Source organism: Lacticigenium naphthae DSM 19658 (assembly GCF_000425865.1).
GTDB lineage: Bacteria > Bacillota > Bacilli > Lactobacillales > Carnobacteriaceae_A > Lacticigenium > Lacticigenium naphthae.
The window spans coordinates 45,564-58,772 of record NZ_AUEG01000004.1 but is presented as its reverse complement, the minus strand read 5'-3'; the positions used below and the strand labels follow the sequence as shown (position 1 = coordinate 58,772).

General features: G+C 40.7%; 13 protein-coding genes. 1 reads left to right on the top strand and 12 read right to left on the bottom strand.

The window, feature by feature from the left end; genetic code table 11:
- Window positions 1-139: 139 nt before the first annotated feature.
- Complete coding sequence (plsY, locus tag H626_RS0105325) at window positions 140-751, top strand: glycerol-3-phosphate 1-O-acyltransferase PlsY (protein WP_027108424.1); 612 nt, start codon at window positions 140-142, stop codon at window positions 749-751.
- 261 nt (window positions 752-1,012) lie between these two features.
- Here the strand turns inward: plsY and H626_RS0105320 are convergent, their stop codons facing one another.
- The 12 genes from H626_RS0105320 to deoD form a co-directional block, all read right to left on the bottom strand.
- Window positions 1,013-1,891, bottom strand: a complete 879-nt coding sequence (locus H626_RS0105320; RefSeq protein WP_027108423.1) for an aldose 1-epimerase family protein — start codon at window positions 1,889-1,891, stop codon at window positions 1,013-1,015.
- 22 nt (window positions 1,892-1,913) lie between these two features.
- Window positions 1,914-3,335 carry an ATP-dependent protease ATPase subunit HslU gene (gene hslU / locus H626_RS0105315; protein ID WP_027108422.1) on the bottom strand — a complete coding sequence of 474 codons (1,422 nt, stop codon included), beginning with the start codon at window positions 3,333-3,335 and terminating at the stop codon, window positions 1,914-1,916.
- Window positions 3,336-3,347: 12 nt separating this feature from the next.
- On the bottom strand, window positions 3,348-3,887 hold the full coding sequence (gene hslV / locus H626_RS0105310; RefSeq protein WP_035618711.1) for an ATP-dependent protease subunit HslV: 540 nt from the start codon (window positions 3,885-3,887) through the stop codon (window positions 3,348-3,350).
- 14 nt (window positions 3,888-3,901) lie between these two features.
- The gene (xerC, locus tag H626_RS0105305) at window positions 3,902-4,801 is read right to left on the bottom strand and encodes a tyrosine recombinase XerC (RefSeq protein ID WP_035618707.1); all 900 of its coding nucleotides are present in this window, start codon (window positions 4,799-4,801) and stop codon (window positions 3,902-3,904) included.
- 78 nt (window positions 4,802-4,879) lie between these two features.
- Window positions 4,880-6,958 carry a type I DNA topoisomerase gene (topA, locus tag H626_RS0105300; RefSeq protein ID WP_027108419.1) on the bottom strand — a complete coding sequence of 693 codons (2,079 nt, stop codon included), beginning with the start codon at window positions 6,956-6,958 and terminating at the stop codon, window positions 4,880-4,882.
- Window positions 6,959-7,120: 162 nt separating this feature from the next.
- Window positions 7,121-7,987 (bottom strand): DNA-processing protein DprA, encoded by an 867-nt coding sequence (gene dprA / locus H626_RS0105295; protein ID WP_027108418.1) that lies wholly within the window; start codon window positions 7,985-7,987, stop codon window positions 7,121-7,123.
- Between the two features lie 48 nt (window positions 7,988-8,035).
- Complete coding sequence (locus H626_RS0105290) at window positions 8,036-8,806, bottom strand: ribonuclease HII (RefSeq protein ID WP_027108417.1); 771 nt, start codon at window positions 8,804-8,806, stop codon at window positions 8,036-8,038.
- Complete coding sequence (ylqF, locus tag H626_RS0105285) at window positions 8,799-9,659, bottom strand: ribosome biogenesis GTPase YlqF (protein ID WP_027108416.1); 861 nt, start codon at window positions 9,657-9,659, stop codon at window positions 8,799-8,801. The genes H626_RS0105290 and ylqF overlap by 8 nt, the downstream gene beginning before the upstream one ends.
- A 78-nt stretch (window positions 9,660-9,737) precedes the next feature.
- Window positions 9,738-10,313 carry a signal peptidase I gene (lepB, locus tag H626_RS0105280; RefSeq protein ID WP_051237848.1) on the bottom strand — a complete coding sequence of 192 codons (576 nt, stop codon included), beginning with the start codon at window positions 10,311-10,313 and terminating at the stop codon, window positions 9,738-9,740.
- Between the two features lie 20 nt (window positions 10,314-10,333).
- Window positions 10,334-10,873, bottom strand: a complete 540-nt coding sequence (gene lepB, locus H626_RS0105275) for a signal peptidase I (protein WP_027108414.1) — start codon at window positions 10,871-10,873, stop codon at window positions 10,334-10,336.
- A 125-nt stretch (window positions 10,874-10,998) separates the two neighbouring features.
- Entirely contained in the window at window positions 10,999-12,465 is a 1,467-nt protein-coding gene (locus tag H626_RS0105270; RefSeq protein WP_027108413.1) for a S41 family peptidase, read from the bottom strand.
- A gap of 24 nt (window positions 12,466-12,489) precedes the next feature.
- Window positions 12,490-13,200: a purine-nucleoside phosphorylase gene (deoD, locus tag H626_RS0105265; RefSeq protein ID WP_027108412.1), complete on the bottom strand. Its 711-nt coding sequence runs from the start codon at window positions 13,198-13,200 to the stop codon at window positions 12,490-12,492.
- Between the last annotated feature and the right edge of the window lie 9 nt (window positions 13,201-13,209).

Genomic DNA, 13,209 nt, shown 5'->3' with positions numbered 1-13,209 from the left:
TGAAATTTCAATAAGTTAAATTTTATTTTTCCAAAAAAGCGAAAGTATGTTCGATTTTAAAGTGGAATTGATTCTTTCCCCAAATCCATGGTAAACTAATACAGCTAAAACTAGAATAAGAGAAAGAGGGGTCTATTTCGTGGAAACAGTCATCCTGGTCATTATCGCCTATTTACTCGGTTCCATCCCTTCAGGGGTGTGGATCGGAAAAGCATTTTATAAAAAAGATATTCGCAAATTCGGAAGTGGAAATTCAGGCACCACCAACACATTTAGAGTCTTAGGTAAAAAAGCGGGATTCATCGTTTTCTTTGCAGACTTTCTAAAAGGTACTCTGGCTGCCTTGTTGCCACTAATGGTAGGGAGTTCTATCAATCCGATGCTCATAGGTCTGGCAGCCATCATCGGCCATGTATTCCCCTTATTTGCCGGTTTTAAAGGAGGAAAAGCTGTTGCAACTAGTGCAGGAGTTGCTATTGCCTATCAGCCAAGTTTTGTCCTGATCATGCTTGTCGTCTTCTTTATTATCTTATACCTCAGTAGCATGGTCAGTCTGGCTAGTGTGTTATCCTTGATCCTCGCTGCTTTTGCATCGTTGCTATACCAAGATTGGTTGTTCAGCTTCGTCGTCTTCCTATTGATGTTTATTGTCCTCATCAGGCATACGGAAAACATCAAACGCATTTTCAATGGAGAAGAAAGTCGGATATCTTTTGGCCTCGGACTCGGTGCACCCAAGAAAAAAGAGTAACTGTAGCTAAGGACTCAAACGAAAAACACTCGATACAACGTGGGATCTCGCTCTGCAACCATATGGGGGAAAAAGCTTCATCCATATTTCAATACTGCAAAACCTTGTGACCCGAAAGTTGGCATAGCGAGCATTTACATCTCCTTAGAAAATAAAAGAGTAGCGCTTTCATCTGTGAAATCCGATGAATGCACTACTCTTTTTATATAGAACAGTTGACATGCCGACTGGTCACTTTTTCTTCTTCACACTTAAAAGTGATCAAGTCAACGTGATCGTGTACTGCATATTATATGTGTCTTGAGGAAATAGGGACTGGATCCCTTTTTTCTCTTTTAGCGTTCCGTCAAACGCTACCGTATCCGCAATCCCTGCCCATGGTTCGATACAGACAAAAGGCGCTTCTTTTCCAGGTAGAGACCAGATGCCGGTATACGGTAATCCCTTAAAAGAAACCGCAACTGCTTTTGTATCTTTAGTAGAAACCAACCGATACGTCTGCATCGTCTCCAGGTCATTTTCAACAATCAGCGCATCTTGATCAAACAAGGAACGCTTAAGAGGCAAGGGCCTCGTTGACCAGTCGACTTGGTGGCTCGCTTTCGGGTCTACATGTGGTCCTTTCAGAGGCAGGACTGTACGCTTCAGTTTCGGGTCGATTTCAACGGCGTAATCTTCAAAAGTCAATTCTCTATCCAAAGGGATATTGAAAGCTGGATGCGCACCGATAGAAAAGTACAGTGTTTTTTTATCTGTATTGACTACTTCATATTTCACGTCGATCGAGGCTTGGGTCAGCGTATACGTGATACGCAGTACAAAGTTAAATGGAAAGTGTTTCAACGTCTCTGTGGATTCTTTTAACTCAAATACGAGCCGGTCAGCCGACTCCTGTATCAATGCAAAGTCGTTATCGCGTGCGAACCCATGTTGTGTAAGCGAATAGGTCTCTCCTTCATGTCGATACACATCATCTGTCAGCTTCCCTACGATAGGAAACAATACGGGAGCAGAACGTTTCCAAAAAACAGGATCCCCCTGCCAGAGGTATTCGATCCCATCTTTGACTAAACTTTTCAGTTCGGCACCTTTTGAATTGATTTTAATCTCTAAAGTGCCATTTTTCAGGGTACAGAACATTTGTTCGCCTCCTTGGTTTTGTTTATAAGATATAGCGGCTCAAATCTTTATCTGCAACGATATGGCCAATTTTATCATCCACATATTTTTGCGTGATGCGGACTTCGCCCATCTGCATGTCAGGCGCTTCAAACAAGAGGTCTTCCAGTAAACGTTCTAAAATAGTGTGCAGTCTTCTGGCACCTATATTATCCGTTTCTTCGTTTACTTCATAGGCGATCTCTGCAATACGTTCAACGGCATCCATTGTGAAAATCACATCCACATTTTCAGTGCCGATCATTTCTTTGTATTGTTTAACTAAAGCATTTTTGGGTTCTGTTAAAATTTTCACGAAATCTTCTTTTGTCAAATCATCTAATTCAACACGAATGGGGAAACGTCCCTGCAATTCGGGAATCAAATCACTCGGTTTAGACATGTGGAATGCACCTGAACCGATGAAAAGAATATGATCCGTATTCACTACACCATATTTCGTATTGACGGCACTTCCTTCTACGATGGGTAAAATATCGCGCTGGACTCCTTCTCTGGAAACTTCTCCAGACTGGTTGCCTTTGGATGAGATTTTATCGATTTCGTCAATGAAAATGATCCCACTATTTTGAACTAAGTTGATAGCGTCCGCATTCACATCTTCCGTATTAACTAATTTCTCAGCTTCTTCTTCTGTGAAGATTTCGACGGCTTCTTTTACGGAAACTGTCCGTTTCACTTTTTTCTTGGGTGTCAATGCACCCAGGGTCTCGCTTAAGTCGATCCCCATTTGTTCCATGCCCGCATTCATCGGATTGGGAGCTGACCGTTTTGTCTCCTCTATTTTGATAGTCACCTCGCGTGCATCCAGTCTGCCTTTTCGGATTTGGTCTTCTAATTCTTCCCGTTTGGTAGAAATTTCTGAAGTAACTTCTTCTTCCTCTTCTTCTTGTTGTCCACCAAATTGATTCGGGTTCACTCCCATATTTTGGAACATGGACTCGAAAGGATTATTCGTGTTGGCTTTCTTTTCTTTTTTCAAACCGGGAGCAAGAGCTTTCGCTACCCGCTCGATTGCTATTCTTTCTGCTCTGGGACGGACAGACGCATGTTGCTGTTCTCTAACAATGCGGATCCCCGTTTCTGTCAAATCACGCACCATTGATTCTACGTCACGGCCAATGTACCCAACTTCTGTAAATTTTGTGGCCTCCACTTTTGCAAAAGGAGCTTGAACGATTTCTGCTAACCGACGAGCAATTTCTGTTTTCCCAACACCTGTTGCCCCGATCATTAAAATATTTTTAGGCGTGATTTCTTTTTGCATCTCTTCAGATAATTTCAAACGACGGTAACGATTCCGTAAAGCAATTGCAACCGATCTTTTAGCGCCATTTTGTCCGACAATAAACTTATCTAATCGTTCTACGATTTCTTTTGGAGTTAAATCATCATTTGTATACATATTTTCCACCTCTTAAAGTTCTTCCACAATTATATTGTGATTAGTATAAACGCAGATATCCGCTGCAATGGTCAAACTATCTTGTGCAATTTGTGCTGCTGATAGATCCTTACCGTGTTTCTTTAATGCACGCGCGGCTGATAAAGCAAAGTTTCCACCCGAACCGATAGCTAAAATGCCATCATCTGGCTGGATGACTTCCCCATTCCCCGAAACGAGCAACATATCGTCTTGATTCATCACGATCAACAATGCTTCAAGTTTCTGCATCATTTTATCTGAACGCCATTCTTGTGCCAACTCCACAGCTGCACGCATCAAATTGCCCTTGTATTGATTCAAATAGCCTTCAAATTTTTCTTCCAGTGTAAAGGCATCCGCTACACTTCCTGCAAAACCGACCAAAACTTCATTATTGTAAATCCGTCTAACCTTTTTTGCCGTGCCTTTCATGATGACCTGTTCGCCCATCGTTACTTGCCCGTCACCAGCCATAGCTGTTTTGCCATTGTGTTTGATTCCGAGAATCGTTGTTGAATGAAATTCTGTCATTGTAATTCCTCCAGTTAACTTCTTGGATGATACTTTTTATAATCTTTTTGTAAATGCTCTTTGGTCACATGTGCATAAATTTGCGTGGAAGACAAGCTTGCATGTCCCAGCAATTCTTGCACCGTCCGCATGTCCGCCCCATTATTCAACAAATGTGTTGCAAAAGTATGTCTGAGCATGTGGGGATGAATGGATGCCGTCAGACTACTCTTCTTGATCACTTGAGTTAAAGCGTATTGAATGCCCGCCACTGTGATGGGATCTCCATGATGGTTAACAAATAAATACGTATGCTCTTTTTTATATTTTCGCATCAGCACATCGCGGCTTTTTTCCATATAATCCGCCAGTGCTAATGCCGCATAATGTCCAAAAGGAACATAGCGTTCTTTATTGCCCTTACCGTGTACTAGCAGGACACTCAATTCAAAATCGATATCTTCTAACTGAATATTCTTGCACTCGCTTACCCGAATACCCGTTCCGTACAAAACTTCCAGTAGCGCTTCATTCCGATAATCTAAGGGTTCCACACCTTTCACAGACTCAAATAATTTTTCCATTTCTTCAGAATAAAAGAAATTAGGCAAGCGCAAACCACGCTTTTTCATATTCAAGTAAGAAAAGGGATTCTCAAAAACGATTTCATTTTTCAATAAGAATTGATAAAAAGCGCGCAAACTTGATATTTTTCTTGAAATAGAATTCCGGCTATATTTTCGATCAGTTAAGTAGCCCAAATAAATCCGGGCATCTTGAACATTTACTTCGAAAAAATTATCTTCTCCGGTTTCTTGTAAAAAAGTCGCAAAATTATCAATGTCTTCTTTATACGCTCGAATCGTCAGCTGGGAATACTGTCGCTCGTGGGCCAGATAATTCAAGAACAAGGAATACACCTGCGTAGCATCCAAAAAAATCCCTCCTATAACTATACCAAATTAACTTTAGCATATCATAAGAGGGAAAACAATTTATGAAGATTTTATGTTTTATTTTTGAATTTCTTCTTCGTAGTCACAATTTTCACAGACCACTTGACTGGATTTTTTTGATTTCTTTTCAACCAAGTAATGATCGCACTTGGGACAGTTTCTCCCTACTGGTTTGTTCCAAGAGATGAAATCACAATCGGGGTAACGACTACAGCCATAGAACAACCGATTTTTCTTCGATTTTCTCTCAACAACTTCTCCCTCACCACATGTCGGACACTTCACGCCAATTTCTTTGACGATCGCTTGGGTATTTCGACACTCAGGGAAATTGCTGCAGGCATAAAATTTACCGTAACGTCCAATTTTAATGACCATCGGGCTACCGCATTTATCACAATCAAAGCCAGCAGGTTCATCTTTGATCTCAATTTTTTCAATATTTTTTTCTGCGTTCTCTACTTCTTTTTCAAAAGGTTTGTAGAACTGATCGATGACTTCGACCCATTCTTTCTTCCCTTCCTCGACCGCATCTAAATCTTTTTCCATCTCAGCGGTAAAGTTTACATCCACAATATTCGGGAAGAATTCAACGATGATACCATTGACGATCGTACCCAGTTCAGTCGGCTCAAACCGTTTGTTTTTTAAGGATACATAATAACGCCTTTGGATCGTTTCAAGAGTCGGCGCGTACGTAGACGGTCTGCCAACACCTTTTTCTTCCAGTGTTTTGATCAAGGTAGCTTCACTGAAACGAGCAGGCGGTTGTGTGAAATGCTGGTTTGGTTTCAAGTCAACTGAGGTGACTGTGTCGCCTTCAGACATCTCTGGTAACAGATTGTCTTTCTCCTTCTTGTCATCATCGCTGCCTTCAACATACACTTTTTGATACCCGGCAAACTTGATGGTCGAACCATTCGCTCTAAATTTCACGCCATTTTGAATAATATCTACGCGTACCGTATCATAAACAGCTGGAGTCATTTGACTAGCGATAAAACGTGACCAGATCAAATTGTACAGTTTGTACTGATCTTTTGAGAGGTAACTTTTGATTTCGCTTGGTTTTCTTAGCGCACTTGTTGGACGAATAGCTTCATGGGCATCTTGTGCTGTTTCACTATTCTTTCCTTGACGCGGTTTCACAGCTGAATACTCCTTGCCATAATCATTCGTGATCAATTCGGCAGCTTCAAACTTAGCTGTATCAGAAATACGAGTGGAATCCGTACGCATATACGTGATCAATCCGTTTGTTCCACTTTTGCCCAAGGTGATCCCTTCATACAGTTGTTGAGCAACTTGCATGGTCTTCCGGGTTCTGAAATTCAATTTCCGTGCTGCTTCCTGTTGCATACTACTTGTTGTAAACGGTAAGGAAGCATTTCGCTTCCGTTCTTTTTTTATGACAGACTCAACGGTCCAGTTGTCAGAATCCAATGTGCTTAAGATTTCTTGGACTTCTTCATTCGTTTTCAATGCTTTTTTCTTCTTGTCGATTCCATAAAAAGAGGCATCAAATGTCTTTTTCTCTTTTTTGAACTTTCCTTCGATGGACCAGTACTCTTTTGGAACGAATGCTTTGATTTCATTTTCCCGATCGACAACTAATTTCAACGCAACCGATTGTACACGTCCGGCACTCAACCCTTTTTTTACTTTTTTCCACAAAATCGGGCTGATACTGTACCCCACTATGCGATCTAAAATACGTCGGGCTTGTTGAGAATCAATTAGATCTTTATTTAAATCTCTCGGTTCTTTAAAGGCATTCTTTACAGCCTCTTTTGTAATTTCATTAAAGACGACACGATTCTTTTCTTCTCCATCTAATTTTAATAGATGGCTCAAATGCCATGCAATAGCTTCCCCTTCTCTATCCGGGTCAGCTGCGAGGAAAACTTTTTCCGCTTTTTTAGCATGCTTCTTTAAATCCTTGATCAAAGGACCTTTCCCACGAATGGTGATATAATCGGGTGCATAGTTTTCATCGAAATGAATCCCCATCCGACTTTTTGGTAAATCACGAATATGACCCAAACTGGCCACCACTTTATAATTTCTTCCAAGATATTTTTCAATCGTTTTTGCTTTTGCAGGTGATTCAACTATCACCAAATATTTATATGCCATGGAATTCTCCCTTCGTCCGTAGGGTTTTAAACCTGATTGTCTTGTCGTATTCAATAATCGCTTTTCATCTTATGTCACAAATAGGCGCTTTGTCAACTAATGAATGTTATTTAATTCGGTCAAGCTCCAAAAAAGAGCCTGATTTTTCATTGTTTTTTCATTCTAAGTCAACTCAGCAAAGACATCTTCGGTTGTTTGAATCAATTTTGCTCCCTGCTTAATTAATTGATTTGTACCTACCGATGTGCGTGAAAAAACACTTCCGGGGACAGCAAATATTTCTCTGCCTTCTTCTAAAGCGAAAGCGGCTATATGCAGACAGCTGGATCGTTCTTTTGCTTCGACCACCATGGTCCCGAAGGAGAGACTCGCCAGTATCCGGTTCCGCATCGGAAAATGTTCTTTTCGCGGTGGAGAACCCAAGGGATATTCCGAAAGGACCAATTGTTCTTCCAACATATTCCGTTGCACCGAAAGATGTTCCTTAGGATAGCACACATCCAGACCGCATCCTAAAACAGCGATTGCTTTGCCATTCTGACGTATAACTTCTGTTTGAACTGTGAGTTCGATCCCAGTAGCTAATCCACTCACAGACACCCAATCACGGCAGACAATAGCAGGTATGCACTGTTCCACTACTTTTATTCCGTATGAGGAAGGGTGACGGGTTCCAACAATGGTCAATTTCTTTCCCAGCAAGTAGGCTTCCTTTCCTTTGAAAAACAAACCCACCGGTGGATCGTAACTATTACGCAATGCTGTTGGATACAGCGGATGAAAAAGAGATATCCATCGGACACCTTTTTGAAGCAATTTGAACTCCTCGTCCGCACCATCAAATTGTTCAATGGCTCGCACCAGTTTCTGCTTCATTGCGCAGGGCAGGTGTGCTTGACGGATAAATGCAGAAACAGTCGTTGGCTGATACTCTAAATAGACATCCAGCAGTGTCAATTTGAGTTGATTGCTTATACCCTCTTGATGAGACAGGAAAAAACACAGGGAATCTACGGTAGAAAAAAACATAAACACTCTCCTTTGCACATTAAGTACGCAAAAAGAGAGTGTTATTGTTTAGTAGATCAAATCTTTAACTGGTTGAAAACTTTTTCGATGAATAGGGGTCACACCGGCCGTTTGAAGTTGGTTCAAATGTTCTTTGGTACCATACCCGGCATTTGTAGCAAACCCATATCCTGGATATTCCAGATCATATATTTCCATCATCCGGTCACGTGTAACTTTTGCAATGACGCTTGCAGCCGCAATCGATACGCTCTTGGCATCCCCTTTAATGATTTTTGTTTGAGGTATTGGCACTGCCAATTGCATGGCATCGATCAATAAATGCTCAGGCTGAACCGCCAGTTGATTTACAGCTTGAAGCATGGCTTGTTTGGATGCTTCATAGATATTTATCTGATCGATTCGTTCGGGTGTGATTTCGCCCACACCTACTGCTAGAGCTTTAGCATAAATTTCTTTATAAAAATTTTCTCGTTTTTCTTTTGATAACTTCTTTGAATCATTTAAGCCGGGCAATGTGAAATCTGCAGGTAAAATCACTGCTGCTGCGACTACCGGACCAGCTAACGGTCCCCGTCCCACTTCGTCTATGCCCGCAATATAGGTTACGCCTTGTTTGCGATAATACTCCTCGTATTTGTTCATAGTGATCCAAAGCTGCTTTAGTTGAGCTTCTTTCAGTTGTTTTTTCTCCCAACTGATCAACGCCTTTTGGACCCCTTTGCGCGGATCCTCAAGTAGTTCTTTATATAAAGGATCTTCTTTACTTGAAACAGAAGCTAACAAAGAAGGGATCTCTTTTATTTTGTAACTAGTCATCCGCATCCAACTCATCATCTACAAAATCAAAACTAAACCGCCCGAGTGTACCTCGTCGCAATTCAAATAAAAACATTTCCGCAGCTCTTTCATGGTTTCCAAGAAAACCTCTTTTATCAGAAATTTTGATCAATAAATCGGGTAGTGAAAGTTCTGTTTCCTCAGCTTGATCAAAATCATAGCGGCGACTGATTGCTCCAGGGTAATGCTGAACCAGCATTTCCATTCCATATAATGCAATATCATCTAGCCGGAGCAAGGTATCTTTGATCGCACCGGTCAAAGCCAAGTTCTTTCCGACCACTTCATCTTCAAATTTAGGCCATAAAATACCTGGTGTATCCAGTAATTCTAATTCTTTGCCGTATTTGATCCATTGTTGTGCTTTAGTTACCCCAGGTTTATTTCCTGTCCGAGCAATATTCTTGTGTGCAAAGCGATTCAATAAAGTCGATTTCCCAACGTTTGGAATCCCTACAGCCACTGCACGGATCGCACGTGGTTTCATCCCTTTTGCTCTTATTTTAGCCATTTTCGGCTCTAAAACTTTTTTAGCAAGAATGATGACATCTTTAATTCCTTTGCCCTCTTGAGCATCGATTGCAATAGCTGCGACTCCTTGTTTTTCGTAATGACGAATCCATTGCGCTGTAACTTTAGGATCTGCCAAATCTCTTTTGGTTAAAATGACCACACGTGGTTTTTGATTGATCAGTTTATCTAAATCCGGGTTCCTACTTGAATAAGGGATCCGTGCATCGAGTAACTCGAACACGATATCCACTAATTTTAATTTTTCTTGAAATTCTCTTCGCGCTTTGGCCATATGCCCTGGATACCATTGTATTGACATGTTTCTTGCCCTACTTTCTCTCTGTAAAGAAGAAAAGAGCCAACCGCTCTTTCAGTTGTTCGCTCTTTTCTTACTCGCTTAATTATTTAAAACATTTCCAAATTTATCCAACGGCCAGAAGCGCCATTGGGTTTCCCCAATGATCGCATCTTGGGAAACGAATCCGAATGAACGGCTATCTTTCGAATTATTCCGATTATCCCCCATAACAAAGTAACTTTCATCGGGAACAGTTGTAGCACCTGTCAGCATTTCTAAATCAAAATACAGCGAATCATTCCAGTCCTCGTATATCTTTTCATCATTCTGAAGGTATGTTTCAGGGATCTCTTCTCCATTGACGAGTAGTGTATTGCTATCAAAGACGATTTCGTCTCCTGGAACACCGATCACCCGTTTGATGTATTGATGTTCCAAATCATCCGGAGCGGGGAACACTACAATATCAAATCGTTCAATAGAACTCACTTTGTTCAAAATCAAACGATCCTCGTGATGGAGCGTAGGTTCCATAGAAGCACCATCTACACTGACCGGAGCAAACAAGAAATACCGAATTCCAAAAAACAGAAGAAACAAAAAGAGGATATAGAGAACGGTATTGAGTAATTCTTGTAAAAATGTTCTATTTTGAGTTTCTGTTTTTTTTGACATAGTTCTCACTACTTTCTTCTTTAAAAATCACTTGTAAAGCGATCAAAGGGATAAAAAATCACTTGAACTTCTCCAATAATGGCTTCACTTGAAATTGTTCCATAAAAGCGGCTATCATAGCTGAATCTGCGATTATCACCTAAAACAAAATATTCATTGCTCGGTACTTCTCCTTCAGGCAATATTTCCTGAAGCGAGAAATCTGAGGTTCGTAATCCACTGGCTTCTTCTTGTGTAAATGTATTAAAATAAAATTCATTTATTTTTCGCTCGTTAATAAAAAGTTGATCATTTTGATAATGCAATCGATCCCCCGGTAATCCGATCACTCGTTTGACTACAGGTTGAGAATCACCATCATTAAAGACGATCGTATCAAATCGCTGTATTTTTGCTAACCGATTAACGAGTGTCACATCTCCTGACTGTAAAGTAGGAAGCATCGAATCCCCCTGGATAGTGATGGGGACAAAAATAAACAAACGTAAAAAGATAAAACTAGCCAAAAACAGAACAAAATAGGCTCTTGCCCACTCTCGTTTACGTTTCCACTGCTTCATATTTATCTCATCGACTTCTTTCATGAAAAGTATGTGCTACATACATTATAAAAGACTTTGCCACTCCGTTTCAAGCGACAAAGTCTGTTTCTTTTACATTGGACCATTGAAATGGCCTAAATGTGTCAGTTGGATTCCAGTTGTTTTTTCGCTTCGTCGTACTGGACATCATTTTCTTCGATTAAAGATCTCAATGCATCCACTAGCGTTGTTGCGGTATTACCGGTGACGATACCCGTTGCTTCGATTTCATTCTCACTTTGGAATGCTTGAATGGCCTCTTTGGTCGTTTCATCAAAATACCCATCAACTGTGCCCGGATCATAATCCAATGCAGCTAGTATCCCTTCAAGATTTTTAATTTCATCAGACATGTCATTCAATTGATAAGTTTGCGTGCTGTCAATTAGAAGAAAGTTCACGTATTCCGGTTTTTCCACTTCAATTGTCGGTTTGATTCCTTTTTCGTGAACCCACGTACCCGACGGGGTCAACCACTTACCAATAGTCATTTTGATTTCTCCAGTACTGGACAATTCCTTAATATTTTGAATAGTTCCTTTTCCAAAAGTAGTCGTACCGATCAACGGAATATCCGCAGACTCATTCATAGCTCCAGCTAAGATTTCAGAAGCACTCGCGCTCCCTCCATCTATTAAAAGGACAGCCGGTTCGGTTACTTTAAAATCACCATATACTTCTTCTGTGGCTGTATATTCAAATGGTTCTTTAGTCCCAATCTGTTCCTGAACAAGAATATCTCCTTCTTCAACGAATATATTGGATAATTCCAATGCTGTAGAGAGTAAGCCACCTGGATTGCCACGGACATCAAAAATAAATTCTTTTGCTCCGTCAGCTCTCAGACTTTCAACTGCCTGGACTAATTCATCATATGTCGGCATCGAAAAATTTGTGATTTGGATATAGCCGATTTCATCATTTTCCTCATCCATTGAATAGAGTATAGTCTCAACAGGGATGGAGTCTCTGACAACAGTTACTTCAAACTCATTTTCGCCTCGCTGGATAAGTAGGGAAACTTCAGACCCTTTTTCCCCGCGTATTAATGCAACAGCTTCGTTTAAACTCAATCCGGAAACAGATTCACCATCTACTTCTAAAATTAAATCATTTGGCAACAGACCTGCTGCTTCAGCCGGAGAATCCGGAATCGGCGAGACGATTTTTACAAATTCGCCTTCTTTCATCACTTCGGCGCCTATTCCTTCGAATGAGCCAGAGATGCTTTCATCAAGCATTGCTTCTTCGTCAGTGTCGATGTATTCCGTATAGGGATCCTCCAAAGATTCGGCCATCCCCGTAATGGCTCCTTCAATCAGCACGGCATCATCGATTTCCTGAAAATAGTTTTCTTTCAAAATGCCGTATGCTTCATCAATGGAAGCAAAATCCAACGAACGACTTTCTTCTGTTCCGGTTTCTTGACTTGTAGGGCCAGCAGGAGAAGTATTTCGTCCAGTTGTGAACCAAATAGTCAACACAACAGATAAAACCGCTACAATTATGAGGGAGACAATATACACGCTTGTGCGAATCCCTTTCGATTGTTCATTCGGTGATCGATTCATCTTTTCTCCCTCTTTTCTATTCGCTTATTTCATTTTAAGAGCTGTTTCTAGAGCGATTACCATCATATCGTTAAAGGATGTCTGTCTCTCTTCAGCTGTTGTTTCTTCCCCTGTAACCAAGTGATCACTGATCGTTAACAGTGCTAAGGCTTTTTTGTTGTATTTCGCTGCAAGAGAGTATAAACCGGCAGCTTCCATTTCAACAGCCAAGATACCGTATTCGGCTAATTTACTTTTATCTAACTCTGCATTATAAAAGCGATCCGCACTCAATACGTTTCCTACACGGATGTTCATGTTTTTACTGACTCCGATTTCATAAGCATGACGCAACATATCAAAATCAGCTAAAGGCGCGAAGTCAACTTGGTTATTAAAGATATGACGGTGAATACTTGAATCTGTTGTTGCACCTTGTGCTAAGACAACGTCTCTGATTTTAATGTCTTCTTTCATTCCGCCAGCTGAACCTACGCGCATGAAATTTTCCACGCCATACTCTTGGATCAGTTCCTCCACATAAATCATTAACGATGGAATTCCCATACCTGTTCCTTGGACAGAAATACGTTCTCCTTTATAGGTTCCTGTGTACCCAAACATATTTCTCACTGTATTGTATTGTGATACATCTTCCAAAAAAGTTTCTGCAATGTATTTAGCACGCAAAGGATCTCCAGGAAGTAAAATTGTTTCTGCAATTTCCCCTTTTTTCGCATTAATATGTGTACTCATCTAATAAAT